We start from the raw sequence: 23,997 nt of genomic DNA, 5'->3' as shown, positions 1-23,997 counted from the left end.
GTTTTTTTCTTAACTTTAGATTGACTATGATCGACCCAAAATTAATCCGAAATAATATCGAGGCAGTTAATTTAGCCTTGGCAAAACGTGGTGTGCAACTGAATGTTAAAGAATGGGCATCACTAGAAGCTCGCCGTAAAGAAATTCAGTCTAGAACTGAAAACTTACAAGCGGAACGTAATTCGGGTGCGAAACAAGTTGGTCAAATCAAAAAATCCGGCGGGGATGCTTCTGAAATCATGGCACGTATGGGTGCGATTGGTGATGAAATCAAAGCAGCTGAAGTAGAATTAAATGAACTTCAGGCTGAGCTTGAAGCAAAATTGATGTCTATTCCAAATTTACCACATGAGTCTGTACCAGAAGGTAAAGATGAAAGTGATAATGTCGAAATCCTGAAATGGGGAACGCCACGTCAATTTGATTTCGAGATTAAAGATCATACTGATCTTGGCGAAATGATGGGCGGCTTAGAGTTTGAAACTGCGACAAAACTGACAGGTACACGTTTTAGTGTGCTCAAAGGTCCTTTGGCGCGTTTACAACGTGCGTTAACCCAATTCATGTTGGATACTCATACGCTTAAAAATGGTTATACCGAAGCTTATGTCCCTTATCTTGTTAATGCTGATTCATTGCGTGGAACAGGGCAATTACCTAAATTTGAAGAAGACTTATTCAAATTACAAGGTGAGAAAGAATACTATTTGATTCCGACGGCTGAGGTTCCTGTAACCAACTTTGTTCGTAATGAGATTATTGATGCTGATCGTTTACCTCTGAAGTATGCAGCACATACACCATGTTTCCGTAGTGAAGCAGGTTCATATGGTCGTGATACTCGTGGTTTGATTCGTCAGCACCAATTTGACAAAGTTGAAATGGTTCAAATCGTTAAGCCTGAAGACTCAATGGATGCTTTGGAAGCGTTGACTGGACATGCCGAAGGTATTTTACAAGCATTGGGCTTACCGTATCGTAAAATCGTTTTATGTGGCGGAGATATGGGCTTTGGGGCATGTAAAACTTATGACTTAGAAGTTTGGGTACCAAGTCAAAACACTTACCGTGAGATCTCTTCTTGTTCAAATATGTGGGACTTCCAAGCACGTCGTATGATGGCTCGTTATCGTGCAGACCAAAAGAAAACTGAACTGGTGCATACCTTGAATGGTTCTGGTTTGGCTGTGGGTCGTACCTTGTTGGCGGTGATGGAAAATTATCAACGTGCGGATGGCTCTATCGAAGTACCAGAAGTATTACGTCCGTACATGGCTGGTGCAACATTCATCGATTAAGCAATGATTTGCTGATCAATGTGTGAGTTATGTGCATAAATATTGCTTAGTACAATCAGATTTGAACTTTTGAGGAACACTGTGGAAATTTTCCCAATTTCATTAAAATTGCAAGGGCAACCTTGTCTGATTGTTGGTGGTGGGCATATTGCCTACCGCAAAGCGGTATTATTGGCTAAATCGGGTGCAGTTATTTATGTGATTGCCCCTGACATAGAAGCAGAGCTTTTAGCGCTCGTACATTCGACGCATGGGCAATATCATCCAGAAAAATTTAATGTACAACTCAGCCTAAGTCATTATCGCTTGGTGATTGCGGCAACCAATGATAAAGCTGTAAACCAAGCTGTTTTTGAGCATTGTGAAGATCTCAATATATTGGTCAATAGTGTAGATGATCCTCCGCATTGTCGTTTTATGGTGCCTGCCATTATTGATCGTTCACCGTTGGTTATTTCAATTGCGACCAATGGTGCTTCTCCGGTTCTTTCTAGACAAATTCGCACTCAACTTGAAGCTGCTATTCCACATGGGATGGGGAAGCTTGCTGATTTTTCTGGAAAATGGCGTAAAGCAGTGAAAGAACAGATCATCAATCCAGATGAGCGTCGTATTTTTTGGGAAGACTTATATGCCAGCCCTTTAAAAGAGCAGGTGTTTAATGACAACTTGATCGAGGCAGATCGCCTGATTGAGCAAGCCTTGGGTAAATGGCAAAAGCCAAAAGGTGAAGTGTATTTGGTCGGAGCAGGACCAGGTGATCCTGAGCTTTTAACATTAAAAGCATTGAGACTCATGCAGCAAGCAGATGTGATTATTTACGACCGCTTGGTTTCACCGCCCATATTAGAGTTATGTCGCCGTGATGCTGAAAAGATATATGTCGGTAAAGCACGATCAAATCATTCAGTACCTCAAGATGGAATCAACGCTTTGTTGGTCAAATATGCTGCTGAAGGTAAGCGTGTATGCCGTTTGAAAGGTGGTGATCCATTTATTTTCGGGCGTGGTGGTGAAGAAATCCAAGAGCTTTTCGCTGCAAATATAGCCTTTCAGGTCGTGCCTGGTGTAACAGCAGCATCGGGTTGTTCTGCTTATGCAGGAATTCCACTGACACACAGAGATTATGCACAGAGTGTGCGGTTTTTGACAGGGCATCTTAAAGAAGGTTCACCTGAGTTACCGTGGCGTGAGTTGGTCTATGAAAATCAAACACTGGTTTTATATATGGGCTTGGTTGGATTGGAAAAAATTTGTGAAAATCTGATTGCGCATGGTCAACGACCAAATATGCCAGTGGCTTTAATTTCTAAAGGTACGACACCTGATCAAAAAGTCGTGGTGGGAACTTTGGCCGACATTGCATCAAAAGTTGAAGAAAACCATATACAAGCACCTACTTTGACCATTATCGGTGAAGTGGTGAGTTTGCGTGAACAGTTACAGTGGCAATAAAATCTTTCTAATCTTTTGTTGATGAAAGAGTTATTCTCTTTTTTAAGTATTTAGGTTGGATTTTGAAAAGTAGAGATCTCCCGTGATTCATGTTGTTTTATACGAACCTGAAATTCCTGCAAATACAGGCAATATCATTCGTTTATGCGCCAATACTGGTGCACAATTACATCTTGTCAAACCTTTGGGTTTTGAGCTAGATGATAAGAAGTTGCGTCGTGCTGGTTTGGATTATCATGAATGGGCACATATGAAAGTTTGGGAAAACTTTGCAGAATGTTTGGTACATTTAAAGGATCAAGGGATTGACCTTGATGCGATTTATCCTTTGACGACCAAAGGCACTGAGACTCCACATACCTCGGATTTAAATCGTCCTGTTGCTTTGCTAATGGGACCAGAAACACGTGGTTTACCTGAAGATGTCAGAATGATGTTTCCTCAGCAACATTGGATTCGTTTACCTATGGCACCGAATTCACGCAGTTTAAATTTATCCAATGCGACTGCGGTGATTCTTTATGAAGCATGGCGTCAGCAAGATTTTAAAGAGCTTCAGTGAAATTTTACTTGTTCTATAGAGGGCTTATCAAAAGATAATCTTTGTTTTACTTTTTGGTTCGAGTAATGTGATTAAAATTGAATATGTTACCTGATCGGATTTAGAGGTTTCTCTAAAATCTTTGATTAGCAGATTTATTTTAATCTTTTGTCCTTTCTTTGCCTTAAAAGATGCATAGGGATAGAAAAAACTATTTTTCAAGACTGTGCCCATATAGTGTTGACAATCGCTGTCTGCACGATCTGCCACACTTGCTTTTTTAACAAGACCTTTAAAGGAAATAAGATGTTTGTCATTCACATTGGGAATGAAGCCTTCTTTGTAGACTTGAAAAGATTTTACTGTAGTATCTTCTAAAAGTTTCACCACTAAATCGCAAGAGTTGATGTAAGAAGCATATGTACTATGAGTGATTATGCTCAACATCAATAGCAATACTATTTTCATAATTTTCTCATTTTAAAAGTATCTTTTCGTTTGATTGATTTTAATTGCTATAGTCAAACCGCCTGATTATCCATACAAGTGATTCGATTTCAATCACTCATATCCAATAAACTTTATGCTTTTATACAAATTATTAGAAGCTTTTGGAGATTTATTTATTTGTTTCTAAATAGGTGATAGTTTCAGATTTAGACATTCCGTTGTAATCTGTGATTAAGATATTCAGTTTAATTTTCTCTCCCTTTTTAAGTTCTGAGCGATTTGGATAATTTGTTAAATTCTCTTCTATAACTTGACCAATATAGTGTTGGCAGCCTTGATCCGCACGCCCAGCTGCTTGCGCTTTTTTGACAACACCTTTGATATGCATTGATGTTTCCTCTATTTCACCAAGTCCATCTCTATTGATATAAAGTGTACGTGTTGAAGTATTTTCTAAAAGTTTAACAATAAGATCACATGAGTTTTCATAAGATGCAAAAGTGAGATTGCTCATCGTGATCAAGATAGAGAAAAATATAATCTTCATTGTTGTTATTCCATTCAGTCTGTAATGTTGGAATTCTATTTAGGTCCTATGTTCCCGCGATGATGCAGCTTAGGGATATATTGGTGGTATTTAAGTGCATCATGTCTGTTTTTGCAATACAAGTGACTTATATTATCGCTGGCTCAGTTTTTGCTTGAACTAAATCAAATTGCCTCTGCGCACGTATCACATGTTGCATATTTCCTTCAGCCCAGATTTTAAATGATAGTGCAGTTTGGGCAAATTCATGTCCCAGTGTTGTTAAAGCATATTCAACTCTAATGACATTATTTTCATGAATAGTACGAGAAATAAAGCCATCTCTTTCAAGAATTTTTAATTTCTGAGAAAGCACTTTGGGAGAGATGCCCATCAAATTTTTTTTGAGTTCATTGAAGTGCTGTGAGTGCTGATCGAGTTGATAAATGATCAATAAAATCCATTTATCTGCAAATTTTTCAAAAAAAGATCGTGCCGGGCAATCAGGGTGAAAAATATTAAAATTGAATGCATTAGTCATAAAATCAACCTCTGTGTAGGCATTTTAGAACAAAAAATTGACCAGTTACCAAGTAGTAACTAATTGATACTAGATTTCAAAAGTATATCATAAATTTATTGAGTTGAAACAACGCATCACTAAGTCAGTTGTTTTGACTGACCATAGGATATGAATGGATATTGTTGCAATGAAAGTTTCAGATGCAGTCATTTTTATAACAGGTGCAAATCGTGGTTTAGGTTTGGCATTGGCACAAGAAGCGGTACGACGTGGTGCTCAAAAAGTATATGCAGGAATGCGTAATATTGCTGATTTTAATCAACAGGGCATTATTCCAGTTATTGTGGATGTAACAGATCCTATTTCTATTCAAAATGCAGTAGCGCAATGTGGTGACGTGAATATTTTGGTGAATAATGCAGGTATTGCTCGTCTTAATCAAAGTCCTGTTGAAACCAATATAGTGGCAACAACACAAACTATTTTAGAGACCAATTTATATGGTGTGGTCCAAACAACGCAGTATTTTTCCCCCATTTTAGAAAACAAATCTGAAAGTTATATCGTCAATATTCTTTCTGATGTGTCTTGGGAGCCAAGCACACTTTTGACCAGTTATGCAATTTCTAAAGCTGCAGCTTGGTCATTTACCAATTCAACGCGTCAATGGTTATCAAAGTTTAATGTGTATGTGATGGGCGTACATGTGGGATTCATTGATACAGACTTAACCCAAACACTCGATATTCCTAAAATTTCTCCATCAACTGTTGCGCAACAGGTATTTGAGGGAATTGAAAACAATGCATTTGAAGTACTGGTGGGAGCATCCACGCAAGCACTCAAAAAAGGTTTAACCGCAACATTACCCAGTTATATCAAATATTAGATTTTTAATTCAAAAGTGACGTATATACGAGGACTTAACATGTCAAAAATTGCTGTCGTTTATTATTCAGGTTATGGTCATACTAAAGTGATTGCAGAAACTTTCGCGGCTGAAATTGATGCAACATTGATTGAAATTGATCAAGAAGGAAACATCCAAGATCAAGATTGGGACACTTTAGATGCTGCTGATGCAATTGTATTTGGTGCACCCACTTATATGGCAAATGCGCCGTGGCAATTTAAAAAGTTTGCTGATACATCTTCAAAGCGTTGGTTTACACGTGCTTGGACTGACAAGATCTTCGGTGGCTTTACCAACAGCGCAAGTTTAAATGGTGATAAGCAAGTGACCTTGATTTCATTGCAAACACTTGCATCTCAACATGGCGGTATATGGGTGAGCCTAGGTTTATTGCCAGCAAATACCAAAGATGCAACACGTCAGGATGTGAATAATTTAGGTGGTTCTGTGGGCTTATTGGTTCAATCGCCATCTGATGCCAGTGTTGAGGAAATTCCAAGTGGCGATTTGGAAACAGCAAAAGCCTACGCAAAACGTATCCAAGCCATCACTGACAAATTTATTGCATAATTCATGATCCATGTTTTAAAAGCATTGCTTGAATCTATGAAAACAACAAAGGCGCATTCAGCGCCTTTGTTGTTTTAGAACTTTTCAAATCATAGATTATTCATGTTCATTATGTTGTGGAGCTGGATAGCGGAAACCGCGTGTTTTATAGGCTAAATAAGCAACACCGAGTACAGCCCATGCTAAACCAAGCTTTAATGCCATTTCATCAATTTCTAGCCACATTAAAAATACGCTGGCAAAACCAAGTGAAGGAATAACCACATAGTTGATGATTTCTTTTAGAGATTTCGTTCTGCCATCACGTAGTGCGTAACGTGAAATCACGGAGAAATTCACAAAGCTAAATGCAGTCAAAGCACCAAAACTAATTAAGTTAACGATATGCTCAAGGTCTAAGAAACCAGCAGAGAGTGCAACAACACCAACAATCAAAATATTATAAGTCGGTGTATGTAATTTCGGGCTGATATGACCAAATACTTTTTTGTTGATCACGCCATCACGTCCCATGACATACATCAAACGTGATACACCCGCATGCGCTGAAATCCCTGATGCAAGTACCGCAATCACCGCAAAATAAAGCACCAGCTTTTTAAACGCAATTCCCGTAATCGCGGTGAGAAGCGTTGCATTACCAAGCGCTTCCAACATTACAGGCTGAGACTCATCCAGTGGGTTGAAATAAAGCGTTGCATTACTTGGGAAAAATAACTGAATAAAGTAAGTGCTTACAATAAAGATGATCCCTGCAATTAAAGCAGTTGAAAAAATTGCTTTTGGCAATGTTTTTTCAGCATCTTTAGTTTCTTCAGCTAGTGATGAAAGTGCATCAAAACCAGTGAATGAGAAACACAGAATCGTTGCACCACCAATTAATGCACCAATGGTTGTCATTTCACTCCAAAAAGGAGCAAGTGACCATAATTCTGCTTTGTCAGGATTTAATGTGCCATCTGCATAAACGCCTTGAGTCAGTAAAATATAAACCTCATAGACAAAATAGAAGATGATACCCAGTTGAACAACGACGATGGTGCTATTAAATCTTGCAACAAAACGTGAACCAAATAAGTTAATCACTGTCATAATAGCAGTCAACGCAATAACCCATATCCAGTTATTGACGTCTGGGAATAAAGCCCTTAGGTAGATATCCGCCAGAATAATATTGACCAGTGGTGATAATAAATAATCTAACCAAGATGACCAGCCGACCATAAAGCCGACGTTGGGATGGATTGATTTTTGCGCATAAGTGTAAGCAGAACCTGAAGAAGGATAACGCTTAATCATATGACCATAGCTGATAGAGGTTAAAAGAATGGCAACAAGCGCAAAAATATATGAAGTTGGAACATGTCCGTGACTTCCGTCTGATACTAAACCAAAGGTATCAAATAAGGTAAGTGGCTGAATATACGCTAGACCAATAATGATAATATGCCACAACACAAGATTTTTTTTCAATTTGGCTGTGGATTGGGTCCCAGTGATATCTGTCAACGGCGTTATCCTCTTAATCGTTGATCAAGGATCAGTCATATTGAATAAGGATCGTTTGAGACGAACGATCCCCCCTAAGAATAAAACAAAAGTGCGCCAATCTACTCTAAAAAGGTCGCCTTTGTCAGTAACTTTGTTTGCTTTTTTAGCAGAAAACATGCCATCTTGATTAAAAAATAGCTGACTGACCATTCTGCAAGATAAAAGCCCGATGTTTAGAAAAACATCAGGCCAGTTCATAAGCGTATATTGTCTTAATTTTAAACAATTACCAAGCTTTTTCTAAGATAGATTTTAAATCTTTAAATGTTGCTTCTTTCGGGTTGAAAATAATTGATCCGTCATTTAAAGCTTTTTCAGCGATTTCATCGAACTGAGCTTGCGAGACTTTACCTGTTTCACTGAGCGTACGTGGCAATTTAGTCAGACTGTTAATGTGATCACGCATAGTCATTAACATTTCAATTGCTTTATCAGCACGTTGATTGGCAGGTGTTTGTGCATAAATATCTGCACCAGCAAGTGGCAATAATAAATCTGCAATTTTATTGCCATTTACGTCCTTGTTATATTCCAATACATAAGGAAGAAACAAGTTCATACATAAACCATGTGGTAAGTGTGCGACTGCACCTAGAGCATGACCCAATGAGTGAACAATCCCGACCATAGAATTCGAAAATGCGATTCCAGCCATCGTAGATGCTTGTGCAAGTTCTAGGCGTCCATTGGCATCACTTGGATTGTCGAGCACATCAAATAAGCTCTTGCTGATTTTTTTGATTGCTGCAGTGGCATAAGCATCAGAAATCGGATTGGCGGCAATACATGTATATGCTTCAATCGCATGTGTCATTGCATCCATTGCCGTCATTGCTGTCAAATGCGGTGGCAACGTTTGTGTCATTCTCGGATCAAGAATGGCAGCATGTGGCATTAAGTAGTTTGAGGCGAAAGCCAGTTTTACATTTTTTTGGTTATCTGAGACAACAGCTGCCAATGTTACCTCTGAACCCGTACCAGATGTCGTCGGAATCACGAAAAAAGGTTTAAGTGGGCGAGGCAGGTTATGTGCACCTGAATATTTTAGTAAATCATCGCCGCCTTCAGAAACCAGAATATTGGCTGTCTTAGACGTATCAATGACTGAACCACCACCAACTGCAATGATCGCATCACAATTATTTTCTCGATAAGCTTGAGCCGCTGCACGCACAGTTTCTAGGCTAGAGTCTGGTGGAACGTCATCAAAGATTACGCCAATTTCAATGTCAGTGGATTCAAATGCGGCTTCAATTGGTGCTAAAAGCTGATTGGCGCGAACACCTTTGTCAGTAATGATCATCGGGCGTTTAGCGCCTAATGCTGCCAGTTCAAATGGAATATGTTCGAGTGCAGCATGACCAGCAATCACTTTTACAGGACAGAAAAATTCGTAATATGGTTTAGCCATGGGTTAAGCACTCCCTTTTAAATATGATTGGGCAACTTTGAGATAAATATTCGCAGCACCAGCTAATTTTTCTTTTAAGGTTAACTCTGAAGGGTATTCCTTTACTGCAAGTTCCGCGACGAGTTTTGGTAAGATCAATGCTTCCATTTTGTTTAGGCAACGCACTAAACGAATCGCATAAGACACGTCACCATCTGCAATCATGCGATCATTGGCAAAAGCTTGTGCTGTACTTTCTTGGAATGAAAAGACCAAGAATGCGTGATGAACATGCTTAAAAATAATTGAAAGATCAGGTTTATGGTCTAATGACTTGACCAATTCAAGCTGTTGCTTTTGATTCACCTTGGCAATAAATGAAGCGCCATTTGGAAAAACTTTCATCGATAATGTAAAACCAACAGGGAGTACAGATACTTCATGTTTAATTTCATCATCAACTTGACTCGCCATTACTAAACCTCTGCCAATCACATCCATCATGAGTTTGACGTAGGCTTGTTCTAAAGCGGGTTTGATAGATTTACTTGAAATCACTCGCTTGTCCCTTTATGCAGTTGTATTTTGTTTTAGAGTAATTACTCTAATTTGTTTTTAGAGAAAAAGAAAGTGATTTATTTGCATGTGACTTGATCGTCATTTGAGTTTTTGTCAATGACCTCAATCTCACTAAAGTAATTGCTTTGTTGAAAATACTCAAACACATCTTGAGACAATTGGTTGTAATCTGGATAATTTTGGACTAAATCACAAACCCGTACCATTTCTAAACCTGAATATCCACAAGGGTTGATGGTGTGGAAACCCTCTAAATTACAGTCAATATTTAAAGCTAAACCGTGATAGCTACGACCTCTACGGATTTTAAAACCTAAAGAACCAATTTTACGTTCATTGACATATACCCCTGGCGCATCAGGTTTGGCATATGCTTCAACTTGATATTTCTTGAGTAAATCTATCATGAGATTTTCTGCATAAGTCACGAGTGTGCGAACATTCCATTTCAAGCGATTCAAGTCAAACATAAAATAAATCACCATTTGACCAGGACCATGCCAAGTGACTTGCCCTCCACGATCAGATTGCACCACTGGAATATCGGTATGCATTAAGATGTGTTCTGGTTTACCCGCTTGTCCCTGAGTGAGTACATCAGGATGTTGTAGAATCCAAAGCTGATCAGGTGAATGTTCATCACGTTGCTCAGTAAAAGATTTCATTTCTTGAAAACGATTTGAGTAGGATGTCAAATCTTGATATTGGCGAATAATCAGTTTGGGTTTTAGAACAGCATCACTCACTATCATGTGTCCTTGAAAATAGGGGAGTTGGTTAATTATAAGGAAATTGACGACTAAAGGTGAAAACAGTTGTTATCGGTTTAAAAATAACAGGGTAATTAAGATTGAGGTGGGGCTGAGCTGGCATAAAAAAACACGCCATATAGGCGTGTTCCTTATTTATTGCAAAATTACAATGCTGTACGAATATGTTCGCAAGCTGCAAGGTCAGCATATAACGCATGAACTTGTTCAAGCTCATCAAAACGCAATTGAGCAGTAATTGAATGATATTTACCTGTACGTGATGGTTGTACAACTAGCGTTGTTTCATCAAACTCTGGAAAATGTTTAACCAAAATTTCGACGACAGCACCACGTAATTCTTCACCCGCATTACCAATCAATTTGATTGGGTAATCCATTGGAAAAACCCAAAGATGTTCTTGTAATTCGCGAGATGGAGTGCGGTCTAACATTTTTTCACCTCTAATTTATCAACAATGCCTGCAACAGTGCAGGCATTGTGTTTCTCTTAAATACTTAATGGGGTTACTCGATTAATTTTCAAGTCCCAAAAGTATTCATAGATTAAGCATGGAAATTAGTCATTTTCAAGGAATGAACGCAAATGCTCAGAACGTGAAGGATGACGAAGTTTACGTAATGCTTTTGCTTCAATCTGACGGATACGTTCACGTGTCACGTCAAATTGTTTACCAACTTCTTCCAAAGTATGGTCTGTTGGCATATCAATACCAAAACGCATTTTCAACACTTTGGCTTCACGTTCAGTCAAGTTTTCAAGCACTTCACGCGTTGCTTCTTTTAAGCCTTCTGAAGTTGCAGCATCAACAGGTGAGGTGATGTTGCTGTCTTCAATGAAATCTCCAAGATGCGAATCTTCATCATCACCAATCGGCGTTTCCATAGAAATCGGTTCTTTGGCGATTTTGAGCACTTTACGAACTTTAACTTCGTCCATCTCTAAACGTTCACCTAATTCTTCAGGTGTTGGTTCACGCCCCATTTCTTGAAGCAATTGACGAGATACGCGGTTGATCTTGTTAATTGTTTCGATCATGTGGACTGGAATACGAATTGTACGTGCTTGGTCAGCAATTGAACGAGTAATCGCCTGACGAATCCACCAAGTTGCATAGGTCGAGAATTTATAACCACGACGATATTCAAACTTGTCTACTGCTTTCATCAAGCCAATATTACCTTCTTGAATCAAGTCGAGGAATTGTAGACCACGGTTGGTATATTTTTTCGCAATCGAAATTACCAAACGTAAGTTTGCTTCCACCATTTCTTTTTTGGCACGACGAGCTTTCGCTTCACCAATCGCCATACGTTTAGAAATATCTTTAATTTCTTTCACGTTTAGATTAAGTTCTTTTTCGATGTCTGCAATTTTTTGTTGAAATGCCAATACATCTGGGCGAACTTTTTCTAAATAGCCTTTCATCTCCGCTGGTGCTTTAGCAATCTGCTCGTCCAACCATGCTGGATTTGATTCTTGACCTGGGAATGATGTACGGAATTGCGTACGGTCCATACGTCCACGACGAACCGCATAACGCATCACTTCACGTTCAGAAGTACGAATTTGCTCGTGTGTACCACGAATCATTTCAGAAATAATGTCAAACAAACGTGGAGTGAATTTGAACATCATAAATACAGTTGCAAGCGCTTCCATGGCTTCAACACCTTGAGCGCTGTTGCGACCATGTTGAGCAATCGTTTCTTTCGCTGCATTCCAAACCGCTTCTAATTCATCGAAACGAACTTTAGCGATTTCAGGATCTGGACCAGACTCACCTTCAGAATCATCATCACTTTCTGACTCTTCATCTTCGTCATCATCATCCAATTTAACGTCTTTGGCAGGTTTAGTTGATGAACTAGTTTCATCTTCATCTAAATCTTCTGATTCGTCTTCTAATACTTCAGGAATTGCTTCATCTGTTTCAGGGTCTAAATAACCTGAAAGAATATCAGCAAGGCGACGTTCACCAGCTTCATAATCTTTGTATTCTTGTAGTACAACTTCTACAGCATTTGGCCAGTAAGCGATTGAATGTAAAACGTCACGAATACCTTCTTCAATACGTTTAGCGATACTAATCTCGCCTTCACGTGTAAGAAGTTCAACAGTACCCATTTCACGCATATACATACGTACAGGGTCAGTGGTACGACCAGGTTCATTTTCTACAGAGGCAAGTACAGCAGCAGCTTCTTCTTCTGCAACTTCATCGCCAGCTTCGCTATTCCCATCAAACATTGCATCATCAGTTTCTGGTGCGCGTTCGTGTACAGGAATACCCACGTCTTGAAGCATTTGAATAATGTCTTCAATCTGTTCGCTTTCTGTGATTGAGTCTGGGAGATGATCGTTAACCTCAGCGTAGGTTAAGTAACCTTGTTCTTTGCCTCGGCTAATAAGAGCCGCTACTTGTGAAGTAGGGGAATGCATTTCGCTCATCTTTACTCTCTTCTCGTTGAATCTGTGGCAGTGAAAAACCGTGCATAATAGCACAATCTGTTAATTTATAGATGTGAATAGCTCAGCTATCCCATCAGAAAACCAGTTAAAACGGTCTGATAGAATATTTAGAATTCAAATTCAATCAATTAGGTGGGGGTGAAATTGTTATTTTCAAGATCATCCCGTGCGTTTTTTGTTCAAATTTATCGAAAAACAACAAGACGCAGGGTGGATTATATCATTACATAAAATAGGGCTTAAAAAAAGCCTAATTTGGTCTATAAATACAAAAAAAATAAAAAAAACTTGACAAGTTTTCTGAAGACAGATAAATAGCGCCTAGACCCATTCACTTTTTTTCATTATGAGAAACCTTTGCACGAATAAACACACAAAAGTCCATTAAATTGGTATAATACAATAAAATCAATCACCTAGCAAAAGACACGACTATGGCATGGAAACAAACAGGGCAACTCTCCCTAGCAGACAGTCTCATTAACGCTCACAAAGCCATCGAAGAATTAGATGAACTACACAACCTAATTGACTGGCAAACTATCGAGCAAACCTTACGCCACGTTCATAGCAGTGAGCGTGGGGAATCTGCCTTTCACCCTGTCATCATGTTTAAAGTATTACTCTTACAAAAACTCTATAACCTATCGGATCCAGCCATGGAAAAACAACTGGCACGAGACTTACTATTTCGTCGCTTTGTTGGCCTATCATTAACGGATGATGTACCCGACCATAGCACCATTTGGCGATACCACAAACACCTAGGTGAGCTTAGACTGATTGAACCATTGTTCAACCAAATCAATGAGCAACTAGCCCAACAAAACATTTTTATCAAAGCGGGCAGTGTCAGCATCATCGATGCCAGTATCGTTGAAGCTAAAAACAAACGACCTAAGAAAGGCAAACACACCGACAATACCCAAGATAACGAAGCCGCCTATGTCAGTAAAAAAGACAGTACAGGTAAAGTAAAAACCACCTACGGCTTTAAAATTCATCTCAACTGTGATGAAGACAGCTTTGTCAAAAAGGTTGAAACTACCCCTGCCAATGTCCATGATTCCCAATGTTTTACCACGCTGTTAACAGATGATGAATCAGCCGTGTATGCTGACAGTGCGTATAAAAGCCAAGCCCATGATGACTACCTTGCCGAGCATGAACCACCGATAAAAAATCATATTCATGATAGAGCATGGCGCAATACACCCTTAACCGAACAGCAAAAACGCAATAATACCCAAAAGAGCCAAACTAGAAACACCGTTGAGCGGGTCTTTGGACATTTTAAACTGCATTATGGGATGAGCAAAGCTCGTCATTTAGGGTTAATGCAATTTCATACCAGCACTTTGCTTGCAAGCATGGTGCATAATTTAAAAACTGCCCTAAGCTTGAAACGAAAATACGGACTCGCCTAGGGTTATTGTGCCTGTTGGTTAGTAAGCTCAGCCAATAGACACAAATTTAACAACCATTTGGAGATTTTATCCATGATTTAGCCATTGTTTTGCTTATTTCATTGCCATTCTTTGTTTTTTTTCGGTTTGGTGGTATGCCTCGAGCAAAGGGGCTGTTTCGTGCAAAGGTCTCTATGAGGTAGTTTTAGTGTCTTCTACAGATTTTGAACTAGATGATAACTACGGTGATGATGATGTTAGTTTTGATGAGTCATCAAGCAAAATTAGCGCCAAAGAATCTTTAGAAAAGCGACGTTTGATCGATGATTTACTTGCACAGCGTCGTTTAGAGAAAGATTTAAAAGATTTTGATTATGACATTGATGACGACGATGATTTTGATGATGAAGATTAAAAATTCATTGGGCATAGCCTTGGAAAATGCTATGCTTAAAGCTGATCAAAGTTTATTGGAAACAAAATGAGTGCTTTAGATTTAGACCTACTGAGCGATTATCTAGATGGTGACCAAAATGAATTTGGTCTAGATTTCGCAGCGACTCATGGTTTCTTATGTGCAACTGCAGTTGGTCCTCGTTTTGATCAATGGCTAGATGAGTTGTTTGATAACAATCAAAAGAAAGTTCCTGCTGAAATTATTGCACAAATCAAAGCATGGCTTGAAGCGATTCGTCAGAACTTAGCCAACGAAGAAGGAATTGAGTTTCCTTTTGAAATTGAAGAAGCAGACGTAGAGTCTAGTTTAGGAGATTGGAGTGTTGGTTTCGTAGACGCAATGTTCCTGAATGAAGATGCTTGGTTTGCACCAGAATATGAAGAGCAAATTGTAGATCTAACACTGCCAATGATGGTGTTTAGTGGTGTAGATGATGAAGATCCTCAAATGGAATCATTCCGCCGTAATGGTCAATTGATGGATGAGATCGCCGAAGAAATTCCTGAAAATCTGAATGAAATTTACTTGATGTACCATACACCAAACTAATCGACTCAGATAAAAAGCCTGCTTTCTCCAGTGAAAGCAGGCTTTTTTTTGTTTTGCTATCTGCGATAACAACACCAATACCAAGAGGCTTGATCTTGATAATATAAATCTGAATAATATTTTCTTATTTACATCCTATTTTGATATTAAGGTTGGCGATCTGCAATTTTCTTTAAATTTTCATGAATTTTGAAAATCACAATCAGCAGTTCTGAGTAAACTCGAACAGCCAAGCCACCAAACACAATAATCAATATGGCAGAGAACAAGCGACTAAAGAATCCTGAGTATGCGCCATAACCAAACCCAAACAATGTGGTTAAAGCAGCAATCACGACACCGATTAATCCGAGCCAATATAAAACAGTGACAATTTTTGGGGTAAGCATGTCATTGAGTGTCAGTAAGTTATTCATATATTAAGTACCTGTTATATTCTTCATTTAGTGATATATGTGCATGGGGTTGTAAGTGATTAAAATTTGCACTCAAAAATTTTAAATGAGATTTATTACATAATCAATCTTGCAAATGAAACAGGTTGAACTCAACCCAAATTCAATCGGGCTTCTTTCATAAGTTCTTTATAAACTATAAATCGACAAAAATCCCCTCAGCTTTGCCTTTTGTTGAAGGAAAGAAGGCACTTTCAGTATCCATTTGATTCGTTCAATATGATCGTTTTCTGATGTATAAAAGAGCTCTATTGTTCACACACAAATAAGCTTTAAGGAATTTAAAATTTACCAATTTCCTCAAAGATTAAAAATAACAGCATGATATTTCGAAATTTAGAACTTCGCGAAAAGTAAGCTGCACCCTAAAATAAACAGTAAAACCCCAATAATTCGATTGATGATAATTTCATTGTCTAAAATTTTATTGCGGATTGTGGGATGTGCACAAAATAGTGCAATGAGTGCGAACCAAATAAAATGGCTGATTGAAATGAAAGCGCCGTATGACACTAATTTTAGTGTGGAATTCCCAGCTGTAGTAATCAATTGCGCAAATAAACTGACGACAAATAGGGTTGTTTTGGGGTTCAGACTATTGGTTAAAAAACCATGTCGAAATGCTTGCCAAGCAGTGATACCCACACCATTTTCATTTAACTGTACTTTGTTTTGGGTGAACGTTTTGTATCCCAAGTAAATCAAATAAGCTGCGCCAACATATTGAATCGTTTGTAGGAGATAAGGCATATGGTTTTTTAAAAAACCGAGTCCAAGCAGACTATAAGCCACATGTATCCACACACCGCCTGCAATTCCCAATGCTGTACTGAGTCCAATTTGACGACCATATAGATAACTATTACGGGTCACAATGGCAAAGTCAGCACCTGGGCTAATGACAGCCAAACAAGTGATTAAGATGACAGCAATCATTTCATTCACTCATGCATTCCTTTTTTGAAAAATAAATTATTGTGTATATTTTTCATATATTTGATATAAAATAAATCGAGAATAATTTTTGGGTATACATGAGTTTTTGGAATATATTTAAGAGTGGTTGAAATTCTTCAAGTTTATTTACCAATTGCGAAATTTATCTTTGTTGTTGCTATAAATCTTGAGATCAAATGAGTAAATCATATGCATAAATATGATGAGACAAAGTGAAGTGGGAAAAATTTTAGCAGGAAATATAGAAATTTTATTTTAACTTTGAATTCGACTGTTTTATGACATTCGATAATGAATAAAAGGGGGGATGAGTTTTATTTTTAGTAGCTGTTGTATATTTTCAAAATAGAAAACTCGATGGTCTCATGTAATTAAATGGACGGGGATCAGCTTCGTGATGACCTATCCATCAGCTTTCAGCTTTAAAATTTTCAGGGGGATGTTTTTGATTACATTGACTTGGCTTTTTTGAATTTTCGATATACCCAATAAGCAATGAAAATAAAGACGATGAAAATAATGACATAGCTCACTTGACTGAAAATTTTTTGCATTAAGGCAGTATTGTTTCCAAAGTAATAGCCGACTGCGGCAAGAAAGCTGGTCCAGATTACTGTTCCTAAGCTGCTATACAGCATAAATTTCCAAAAGGGCATATGACTCATTCCTGCTGGAATACTAATCAAAGAGCGTACAGCTGGAATCATTCGCCCAAAAAAGACCACATTGTGACCATATTTCTCAAACCAATCTAAAGCTTTTTTAACATCTTCTGTTTTGATAAAAAGATATTTTCCGTAGCGATCTACCCATTCAAAAATTTTTTGGTTGGGAATCTTACGCCCAACCCAGTACAACAATGCTGCTGCAACAAGTGAGCCTATACTTCCTGCAATAATTACACCCGATAACAGCAATTGTCCTTGAGATGCGGTAAAGCCTGCAGATGGCATAATAATTTCAGAGGGAATAGGGGGGAAAACATTGTCTAAAAACATGAGCAGAGCAATACCGAAGTAACCCAATTGCTCCATGATCGCAATAATCCAATCAGTCATTTTGTATATAAAAATAGGCAGTTATCAACATAGTATTGTGTACATTTTAGAAAATATAGTAGGGATTTGTTGTGCTTTAAACGTTTTGATTGAATGACTAAACACTTTAGAAAAATTCTTTGTTTTATAAATTTTGAATCTGATATTGAGCATGCAATGGGTATTACAATAAAAAGCCGTAGTGGATGAACTACGGCTTTTTATCAGATCTGTAGAATTAAAGGCGTTTGCGCTTTGCCGCAACAATTTGAGATTGGCGCATACGGAAACCTTCTTTTTGTTGCTCGGTTGTTTTATCAATGCAATATTTACAAGAAACACCATGTTCATAACTTGGAAGAGCAGCTTCTTCTGGAATCAATGGCCAACCGCAAGCGTGACATTTAATATTTTCACCTTCTTGCATGCCATGTGTGACCGCAGTACGTCCATCAAATACGAAGCATTCACCTTCCCACATGCTTTCATCAGCAGGGGTTTCTTCAAGATATTTTAAAATACCGCCTTTAAGATGATATACCTCGTTAAAACCTTCTTGTAAAAGTAAAGAAGTCGATTTTTCACAACGAATACCACCTGTACAGAACATCGCAATTTTTTTGTCTTTATGCTGTTCTAACTCTTTTTTTACATAGTCTGGAAACTCTCGGAAAGTCTCTGTCTTTGGATCTATGGCACCTTTGAATGTACCTGCTTTGTACTCGTAATCATTGCGTGTATCAATTAAAATGACGTCATCACGGGCAATCAATTCGTTCCATTCTTTAGGGTCTAAATAGTGACCTACCAGATCACGTGGTTTGACTTCAACGCCGAGTGTTACAATTTCTTTTTTAAGTTTAATTTTCATTTTTCGGAACGGTTTTTCGGCACTATGAGATTCTTTGTATTCCATTGTGCTGAAGCCTTGATCTAACAAGAATTGATGAATCGTATCAATTGCTTGGCGATCACCTGCAACTGTTCCGTTGATTCCTTCATTCGCTACAATAAGAGTACCACAAAGGTTGATTGTTTTTACCAAGTCTAAGAGACGTTGTTGAAGATCAGCAGGATCTTGAACTTCTTTGAATTGATAAAGTGCGGCAACAACCCAACCAGAGGTCGCTTGCTGTTCTACAGGTGCAAGCTGTTCTACAGTTGCGTTCATGGAGTACTCCAAATATAAAATAGGACAAAATTAAAGGCGGCTATTTTAACGTGATTTGCAAGAATATGCGAGAAAACCCTAGTGTTTGTAGTGCTTTTTTATTCCATGAGAAAAATATGGTTTTTTATACTAAATCTAGTGCTTTAAAATAATTTATATACAATATATAGTATTGCGAAATGATGTTTTATGCTAAAAATCTGTGTGGTTTTGTGGATGTAAGGAGTCTATTTTGAGTAATGAGCGTCGAATACCAACTTTAACACCGTGCGCTGGTCGTTGCTCAACGGTATTTGGTGATTCTGTGTGTCGCGGCTGTCGCCGTTTTAATCACGAAGTCATTCAATGGAACACTTATAATTCAGATCAACGTTTGGCGGTTTGGAAGCGCTTAGATGCGCAGTTAGATCAAATTTTGGTTCCAATGCTTCCACTTGCAGATTTAAGACATATAGAAGGCTTTATTCAAGGCAAACGTATTCGTGTACTGGATTCGGCATCAAAAGGTCGCAAGCTTTATCATGCCTTAAAACTTTGTGAAAAAAATAAGCATTTGGCAGAAGAAAGTGGTTTGGGGATTCAATCGAAACAAGTGAAACCTTTATGGGATGAGTTTGAGCGTCGTGTTTTGGCTTTGGCAACAGCAAGTTATGATTTTGCATGGTTACGCGCAGATGGTATTCGACAGAGTATTTTGCATTTGGAAGATGTTTAGATCTTAACAAAAATACATATTTTAAAAATAAATTAAAGCGACAAAAAATCCCAATTCAACCATTTGAATTGGGATTTTATTATGAAGCACCACAATCTAAATTATGGAGTAGATTTTTAAATATTGTGTTTGAGGCGGTACTGCACCAATTCTTCGATGGTAATGACGGTTAAATGGTGTGTCTGCGCATAAGCAAGCACTTGAATACCAGCTGCCATTGTTCCATCAGGATTGGTGATTTCACAAAGCACACCCGCTGGTTTTAAACCTGCCATACGAGCCAAATCAATTGAACCCTCTGTATGACCACGACGTGTTAATACGCCACCAGCACGACCACGTAATGGGAAAACATGACCAGGACGGTTTAAGTCACTTGCTACAGCACCAGTTTTAATAGCAGCATGAATCGTAGTGGTACGATCTTTTGCTGAAACGCCTGTTGTAACCCCTTGGGCAGCTTCAATGGTCACGGTAAATGCTGTTTTAAATTGACTCGAATTGTCTTGTACCATAGGTGGTAATTCAAGATGGTCAGCGAGTTCATCGGTAAGTGTCAAACAGACAATACCAGAACCATCACGAATCATACGCGCCATGGTTTCAACATTGAGTGTTTCCGCAGCAACAATTAGATCAGCTTCGTTTTCACGATCAAAATCGTCCATGACCAAAACAGGTTTGCCTTGGCGCATATCTTCTAAAGCTTGCTGGATACGTTGTTCTGCTGGAGATAATGCAGAAAAGAAAATTTCAGGTTGAATTAAACTAGACATTGAAACGCTCTCGTAAAAGTGAAAATACGGTTGAACATTTCAGGACATGTGAAATAGTGGCGTTACAAAACCTTTTCCAATAACGAATATTGAAATTTTTAAGCTGTGACGTCGTCTTCTTTCATCCGGACTATACCGTCGGCTTTGGTATTTCACCAAATCTGCGAATCACTGATTTCAAGTGATAGGCTCGTGGGCTTTTGGTTTATGATTAAAAATCAGTCCAATTTACCACCGGTGGGGAATTACACCCCGCCCTGAAGCGATGTAAAGTCATTATAGCCAGTTTTTCTTGGAATGGATGCTTTTTTTAGAATGATGAGTACTATGGTTAGAACAATATTTGCTATAGAAAATAATCAAATTTATACATTATTCAACAGTATCTATCTTCATAGTGATATTCATAAACAACAAACAATAAGTAGGGGGGAGTGCATTGATGAATATACAGCAAGATATATATTCATGGCGGAATGATCATTTCGTTCAACATTTGCAGGTTTTGGGATTTACGCTCATTGCTGTCAGTATTTTGTATTTAACCGCAGCGAATTGGTTTATGTTGCCACAAGCTTTGCAGTTGGCAATTCCGCAAGTCTTATTATTGTTGAGTGCATGCTCAAGTCTGTTCTTTGTTCGACATGATTATTTAGTGCAATGTTTACATACGATTAGTGGCTTAATGATCGGTTTAAGTTTGGCGGTCATCGGTCAAATTTACCAAACGGGAGCGGACAGTTATTTACTGTTTTTGATCTGGTCTATTTTATTGCTTCCTTGGTTATATCGTCACAATATTGGTATTTTTACCTTACTATGTATCACTAGCCAACTCACTTTATTTTTGTTTTTTAAACAAACATTTTGGGCTGATGAATATCCTGTCACATTCATTTTTAGTTTAAATCTTCTTTTATTATTTCAGTTTTATTTTTGTCTTCGTTATTATCAAAAATTACGTTATCTCTTTATCTTAGGGTTTAGCATTCTTTCGATTTGGCATATGGGTTTATTTTTATATGGTGATGGTGAGTTAGCATATGCCACAGCTATGATTTTTACCTTATTAAACGTCAAAATCGCCTATTTGATTTCGTCTTTTTTTCTGCTTTCTGTCGCATTTATTTATTTTTATCGAAAAAAAGATCAACTGTGTAGTGTACTTTCAGCCGTTGGTTTGGGGATTACTTTTACACTGGTGATTTTCAAGTGGATGAATGGCTTTTTTCGAGAATCAGAGGTGCTCGGTTTATTTTTAATCGCATTACTGGTTTTTGCATGGTTTGCACTGATTACTGTTTTATTAATTAAGTTTATTCCTCAAAACAGATTTAATAACATTCCGATCGCTGTAGGCGCATGGATTGCAGGTATTGTATTAGCATCATTGATGCTGACTTTTTGGGGTAATTTTTCCTTAATTATGGGAGCCGTTTTTGTGGTGCTGGCTGCCTTTATTTTAAAAAATAAACACGCTTTATTTTTAAGACAGTTTGCATATTGTATATGGATTGCAGGGCAAAATGCTGTAATTTTCCATAGCTTTGAATTAACAGATCAATTCTTTCCTATTTTCTTTATTCAGCTGGTTATGCTGTCTCTCAGTTATTTTATTCGTAGCCATTGGTTTTTTATTTTTATTCAAATTTTTGTTTTGTACTTATCTGGTATTGCACTGATCTGGGATTTAAGCACGCTATTTGGCGTACATCGTTTCATTGAAAATTTTTCATATTTGACCTTATTGAGTTATGGGTTTTATTTGGCAATGATTTGGGTGCAGCGTGTTCAACATAGTCAATACCAACGAAGTTTAGCTTTGGCTAATTTACTGATTATTCTGTCATCTTTAGGCTTCTATTCACTATTTGGGCAATATGAATTAGAAAAAATCAAATATCTTCCTATTCTGAATTTGGGCTTACCTATTTTATGGTTGGCTTTGTTTATGATGTTGCGGATTCGCAATCAATTTAGCGTGGTTGCCCAAGTCATATTGTTGGCTTTTGCTGCAGTATTGATATTTTATGGTTATTTTGAAATTTTTATCTGTATGGCGATACTTTCATGGGCATTGTCACAGCACGATAAGATCGTCTACGGATTAGCTTTGGTCACTTTGGCTTTGACCTTATGGTTTATTTACTACGCTTTAAATGTCAGCTTCCTGATTAAAAGTCTAAGTATTTTTAGCTCAGGATTATTGTTGTTGGCATTGACTTGGGTGTTACATAAGTTCCAATCAGTAGAGAGGGAAAATACATGAAAAAAATCATTCCTCTTTGTCTTGCTTTAATGAGCATAGTTCTCTTTCTAGTAATTATTTTTAAGAATGAACAGCATTTGAAGAATAGTCAGAGTGTCTATGTTCGTTTACAGCCTGTAGATCCACGTTCCTTTATTCAAGGGGATTACATGGCACTTCGCTATCAGCTTTATTTAGTGCCTCAGGACATAAGACTTCATCCTACAAAACCTACTAATGAAACTACTGAGACAGTCGGTCAGGTGTTTTCAGGGCATTATTATGATGAACGTATAAAAAATAACTCTTCGGTTTTGACCTTTGTAGAATTAGATCAACAGCGTCGAGTGATTCATACTTATTTTGATCCGCCGAAAAATGTAAAAACTACTCGGTTAATATTAAAAAACCCAGATAATCGATATACATCATTATATCCAGCATCAAAAAGTTTCTTGTTCGCTGAAGGTTTAGGGAAATGTTATCAAGCTGCGCAGTATGCAGAATTTAAAGTTGATCAACAGGGTAATACAATCCTTGCATCTCTAAGAGGAGCGCAGTTACAAGATTTGGACTGCGAAAATAAACAACATTGGCGAGATGGATTTAGTCCAGCAAATAAAGCGTTATAAGTTGGTTGGATAACAAAAAACCCGCATTATTGTGCGGGTTCTTAATGCTCTGTTGTTGCTTAAGCAACTTGAACAGGAATACAGTTTGCTGTGTGATTCACCGTATTATCTGGGTTTGCATAAACAAGGCGAGGTTTATGCGCATCTGCTTCAGCGTTGGTAAAGTCACCAAAGGTTGCAATAATCATTAAATCACCCACATCAGCTTGAAGTGCAGCACCACCATTGACAGAAATAATGCCTGAGCCTTCTTCACCACGAATCGCATAAGTTGTAAAACGTTTACCATTGGTCACGTTCCACATATGAATTTCTTCATATTCACGAATACCAGCCAAATCCAAGAGAATACCGTCGATTGCACAAGAGCCTTCATAATGTAGTTCTGCTTGTGTTACAACACAACGATGGATTTTTGCTTTTAATAAACGAGATAGCATAATGCGCGTCTCCAGAGTTGCCCTTACGATTGTTATCTTGCGATGGATCAACAATTTTCAATAGGGGGGATACATTTGAAAGCGCATTTTGCTCTTAAAAATGAATCATAGCAAG

26 protein-coding genes and 1 riboswitch are annotated in these 23,997 nt (G+C 38.0%); of the genes, 11 read left to right on the top strand and 15 right to left on the bottom strand.

Translation table 11 applies throughout. The features are described from left to right. Positions 1–26: 26 nt before the first annotated feature. The 3 genes from serS to F938_RS07585 all read left to right on the top strand — a co-directional run bounded on the left by serS (position 27) and on the right by F938_RS07585 (position 3,315). Entirely contained in the window at positions 27–1,298 is a 1,272-nt protein-coding gene (serS, locus tag F938_RS07595; protein ID WP_005030767.1) for a serine--tRNA ligase, read from the top strand. 81 nt (positions 1,299–1,379) lie between these two features. Next, positions 1,380–2,753 (top strand): siroheme synthase CysG, encoded by a 1,374-nt coding sequence (gene cysG / locus F938_RS07590; protein WP_005030766.1) that lies wholly within the window; start codon positions 1,380–1,382, stop codon positions 2,751–2,753. An 82-nt stretch (positions 2,754–2,835) separates the two neighbouring features. Further along, positions 2,836–3,315 (top strand): tRNA (cytidine(34)-2'-O)-methyltransferase, encoded by a 480-nt coding sequence (locus tag F938_RS07585; protein ID WP_004828225.1) that lies wholly within the window; start codon positions 2,836–2,838, stop codon positions 3,313–3,315. Between the two features lie 27 nt (positions 3,316–3,342). On the opposite strand, the gene F938_RS07580 is transcribed toward F938_RS07585, so the two are convergent. The 3 genes from F938_RS07580 to F938_RS07570 form a co-directional block, all read right to left on the bottom strand. Continuing rightward, positions 3,343–3,762, bottom strand: coding sequence for a hypothetical protein (locus tag F938_RS07580; protein ID WP_005030765.1), 420 nt, complete (start codon positions 3,760–3,762; stop codon positions 3,343–3,345). Positions 3,763–3,913: 151 nt separating this feature from the next. Beyond that, on the bottom strand, positions 3,914–4,291 hold the full coding sequence (locus F938_RS07575; RefSeq protein ID WP_005030763.1) for a hypothetical protein: 378 nt from the start codon (positions 4,289–4,291) through the stop codon (positions 3,914–3,916). Positions 4,292–4,418: 127 nt separating this feature from the next. After that, positions 4,419–4,811 (bottom strand): winged helix-turn-helix transcriptional regulator, encoded by a 393-nt coding sequence (locus F938_RS07570; RefSeq protein ID WP_004828230.1) that lies wholly within the window; start codon positions 4,809–4,811, stop codon positions 4,419–4,421. A gap of 154 nt (positions 4,812–4,965) precedes the next feature. Here F938_RS07570 and F938_RS07565 point away from each other — a divergent pair, with 154 nt between their 5' ends. Together F938_RS07565 and F938_RS07560 are read left to right on the top strand one after the other, a co-directional pair. After that, positions 4,966–5,682 carry an SDR family NAD(P)-dependent oxidoreductase gene (locus F938_RS07565; RefSeq protein ID WP_005030762.1) on the top strand — a complete coding sequence of 239 codons (717 nt, stop codon included), beginning with the start codon at positions 4,966–4,968 and terminating at the stop codon, positions 5,680–5,682. 39 nt (positions 5,683–5,721) lie between these two features. Continuing rightward, positions 5,722–6,276 carry a flavodoxin family protein gene (locus F938_RS07560; RefSeq protein WP_005030760.1) on the top strand — a complete coding sequence of 185 codons (555 nt, stop codon included), beginning with the start codon at positions 5,722–5,724 and terminating at the stop codon, positions 6,274–6,276. 96 nt (positions 6,277–6,372) lie between these two features. Here the strand turns inward: F938_RS07560 and F938_RS07555 are convergent, their stop codons facing one another. From F938_RS07555 to rpoD, 6 genes are all read right to left on the bottom strand, one after another. Continuing rightward, positions 6,373–7,785, bottom strand: a complete 1,413-nt coding sequence (locus F938_RS07555) for an APC family permease (protein ID WP_005030758.1) — start codon at positions 7,783–7,785, stop codon at positions 6,373–6,375. 268 nt (positions 7,786–8,053) lie between these two features. Further along, positions 8,054–9,238 (bottom strand): iron-containing alcohol dehydrogenase, encoded by a 1,185-nt coding sequence (locus F938_RS07545; RefSeq protein ID WP_005030756.1) that lies wholly within the window; start codon positions 9,236–9,238, stop codon positions 8,054–8,056. A gap of 3 nt (positions 9,239–9,241) precedes the next feature. Beyond that, positions 9,242–9,775, bottom strand: a complete 534-nt coding sequence (locus F938_RS07540; protein ID WP_004828241.1) for a hypothetical protein — start codon at positions 9,773–9,775, stop codon at positions 9,242–9,244. A gap of 77 nt (positions 9,776–9,852) precedes the next feature. Further along, on the bottom strand, positions 9,853–10,542 hold the full coding sequence (gene lipB / locus F938_RS07535; RefSeq protein WP_005030754.1) for a lipoyl(octanoyl) transferase LipB: 690 nt from the start codon (positions 10,540–10,542) through the stop codon (positions 9,853–9,855). 170 nt (positions 10,543–10,712) lie between these two features. Further along, complete coding sequence (locus F938_RS07530) at positions 10,713–11,000, bottom strand: YbeD family protein (protein WP_005030752.1); 288 nt, start codon at positions 10,998–11,000, stop codon at positions 10,713–10,715. A gap of 125 nt (positions 11,001–11,125) precedes the next feature. Further along, complete coding sequence (gene rpoD / locus F938_RS07525; RefSeq protein ID WP_257790587.1) at positions 11,126–13,072, bottom strand: RNA polymerase sigma factor RpoD; 1,947 nt, start codon at positions 13,070–13,072, stop codon at positions 11,126–11,128. 401 nt (positions 13,073–13,473) lie between these two features. Here rpoD and F938_RS07520 point away from each other — a divergent pair, with 401 nt between their 5' ends. From F938_RS07520 to F938_RS07510, 3 genes are all read left to right on the top strand, one after another. Beyond that, positions 13,474–14,466 carry an IS5-like element ISAba23 family transposase gene (locus F938_RS07520; protein WP_005028482.1) on the top strand — a complete coding sequence of 331 codons (993 nt, stop codon included), beginning with the start codon at positions 13,474–13,476 and terminating at the stop codon, positions 14,464–14,466. 187 nt (positions 14,467–14,653) lie between these two features. Next, complete coding sequence (locus F938_RS07515; protein WP_004722524.1) at positions 14,654–14,860, top strand: PA3496 family putative envelope integrity protein; 207 nt, start codon at positions 14,654–14,656, stop codon at positions 14,858–14,860. A 66-nt stretch (positions 14,861–14,926) separates the two neighbouring features. Next, positions 14,927–15,451, top strand: coding sequence for a YecA/YgfB family protein (locus F938_RS07510; RefSeq protein ID WP_005030750.1), 525 nt, complete (start codon positions 14,927–14,929; stop codon positions 15,449–15,451). Between the two features lie 146 nt (positions 15,452–15,597). Here the strand turns inward: F938_RS07510 and F938_RS07505 are convergent, their stop codons facing one another. From F938_RS07505 to trhO, 4 genes are all read right to left on the bottom strand, one after another. Further along, the gene (locus tag F938_RS07505) at positions 15,598–15,867 is read right to left on the bottom strand and encodes a DUF4282 domain-containing protein (RefSeq protein ID WP_005030747.1); all 270 of its coding nucleotides are present in this window, start codon (positions 15,865–15,867) and stop codon (positions 15,598–15,600) included. Positions 15,868–16,242: 375 nt separating this feature from the next. After that, positions 16,243–16,851: a LysE family translocator gene (locus F938_RS07500; protein WP_009585622.1), complete on the bottom strand. Its 609-nt coding sequence runs from the start codon at positions 16,849–16,851 to the stop codon at positions 16,243–16,245. Between the two features lie 461 nt (positions 16,852–17,312). Continuing rightward, positions 17,313–17,897 (bottom strand): DedA family protein, encoded by a 585-nt coding sequence (locus F938_RS07495; protein ID WP_005030746.1) that lies wholly within the window; start codon positions 17,895–17,897, stop codon positions 17,313–17,315. A gap of 241 nt (positions 17,898–18,138) precedes the next feature. Beyond that, a complete protein-coding gene (trhO, locus tag F938_RS07490; protein ID WP_004828257.1) occupies positions 18,139–19,071 on the bottom strand; it encodes an oxygen-dependent tRNA uridine(34) hydroxylase TrhO in 933 nt (310 codons plus the stop codon). A gap of 232 nt (positions 19,072–19,303) precedes the next feature. Here trhO and F938_RS07485 point away from each other — a divergent pair, with 232 nt between their 5' ends. Continuing rightward, the gene (locus F938_RS07485; RefSeq protein WP_004828258.1) at positions 19,304–19,786 is read left to right on the top strand and encodes a DUF1289 domain-containing protein; all 483 of its coding nucleotides are present in this window, start codon (positions 19,304–19,306) and stop codon (positions 19,784–19,786) included. A 116-nt stretch (positions 19,787–19,902) separates the two neighbouring features. Here F938_RS07485 and ribB read toward each other — a convergent pair whose 3' ends face one another. Continuing rightward, complete coding sequence (ribB, locus tag F938_RS07480) at positions 19,903–20,562, bottom strand: 3,4-dihydroxy-2-butanone-4-phosphate synthase (protein ID WP_004828260.1); 660 nt, start codon at positions 20,560–20,562, stop codon at positions 19,903–19,905. 109 nt (positions 20,563–20,671) lie between these two features. After that, positions 20,672–20,830: riboswitch (FMN riboswitch) on the bottom strand. Positions 20,831–21,001: 171 nt separating this feature from the next. Here ribB and F938_RS07475 point away from each other — a divergent pair. Then, positions 21,002–22,831 (top strand): DUF2157 domain-containing protein, encoded by a 1,830-nt coding sequence (locus tag F938_RS07475; protein ID WP_026040305.1) that lies wholly within the window; start codon positions 21,002–21,004, stop codon positions 22,829–22,831. Then, on the top strand, positions 22,828–23,442 hold the full coding sequence (locus F938_RS07470) for a GDYXXLXY domain-containing protein (RefSeq protein ID WP_005030740.1): 615 nt from the start codon (positions 22,828–22,830) through the stop codon (positions 23,440–23,442). Before F938_RS07475 ends, F938_RS07470 begins: the two co-directional genes overlap by 4 nt. A 59-nt stretch (positions 23,443–23,501) precedes the next feature. Here the strand turns inward: F938_RS07470 and panD are convergent, their stop codons facing one another. Next, positions 23,502–23,882: an aspartate 1-decarboxylase gene (gene panD / locus F938_RS07465; protein WP_004722504.1), complete on the bottom strand. Its 381-nt coding sequence runs from the start codon at positions 23,880–23,882 to the stop codon at positions 23,502–23,504. Positions 23,883–23,997 lie beyond the last annotated feature (115 nt).

This window comes from Acinetobacter bereziniae LMG 1003 = CIP 70.12, from assembly GCF_000368925.1.
Lineage (GTDB): Bacteria > Pseudomonadota > Gammaproteobacteria > Pseudomonadales > Moraxellaceae > Acinetobacter > Acinetobacter bereziniae.
This window is presented reverse-complemented; position numbering and strand designations above follow the sequence as displayed.

Bases quoted from the DNA above. Each gene is read 5' to 3' on its own strand.
- serS (WP_005030767.1), top strand. From the start codon at position 27: ATGATCGACCCAAAATTAATCCGAAATAATATCGAGGCAGTTAATTTA.
- F938_RS07580 (WP_005030765.1), bottom strand. From the start codon at position 3,762: ATGAAAATAGTATTGCTATTGATGTTGAGCATAATCACTCATAGTACA.
- F938_RS07575 (WP_005030763.1), bottom strand. From the start codon at position 4,291: ATGAAGATTATATTTTTCTCTATCTTGATCACGATGAGCAATCTCACT.
- F938_RS07570 (WP_004828230.1), bottom strand. From the start codon at position 4,811: ATGACTAATGCATTCAATTTTAATATTTTTCACCCTGATTGCCCGGCA.
- F938_RS07565 (WP_005030762.1), top strand. From the start codon at position 4,966: ATGGATATTGTTGCAATGAAAGTTTCAGATGCAGTCATTTTTATAACA.
- F938_RS07560 (WP_005030760.1), top strand. From the start codon at position 5,722: ATGTCAAAAATTGCTGTCGTTTATTATTCAGGTTATGGTCATACTAAA.
- F938_RS07545 (WP_005030756.1), bottom strand. From the start codon at position 9,238: ATGGCTAAACCATATTACGAATTTTTCTGTCCTGTAAAAGTGATTGCT.
- F938_RS07530 (WP_005030752.1), bottom strand. From the start codon at position 11,000: ATGTTAGACCGCACTCCATCTCGCGAATTACAAGAACATCTTTGGGTT.
- F938_RS07520 (WP_005028482.1), top strand. From the start codon at position 13,474: ATGGCATGGAAACAAACAGGGCAACTCTCCCTAGCAGACAGTCTCATT.
- F938_RS07510 (WP_005030750.1), top strand. From the start codon at position 14,927: ATGAGTGCTTTAGATTTAGACCTACTGAGCGATTATCTAGATGGTGAC.
- F938_RS07505 (WP_005030747.1), bottom strand. From the start codon at position 15,867: ATGAATAACTTACTGACACTCAATGACATGCTTACCCCAAAAATTGTC.
- F938_RS07495 (WP_005030746.1), bottom strand. From the start codon at position 17,897: ATGGAGCAATTGGGTTACTTCGGTATTGCTCTGCTCATGTTTTTAGAC.
- trhO (WP_004828257.1), bottom strand. From the start codon at position 19,071: ATGAACGCAACTGTAGAACAGCTTGCACCTGTAGAACAGCAAGCGACC.
- ribB (WP_004828260.1), bottom strand. From the start codon at position 20,562: ATGTCTAGTTTAATTCAACCTGAAATTTTCTTTTCTGCATTATCTCCA.
- F938_RS07470 (WP_005030740.1), top strand. From the start codon at position 22,828: ATGAAAAAAATCATTCCTCTTTGTCTTGCTTTAATGAGCATAGTTCTC.
- panD (WP_004722504.1), bottom strand. From the start codon at position 23,882: ATGCTATCTCGTTTATTAAAAGCAAAAATCCATCGTTGTGTTGTAACA.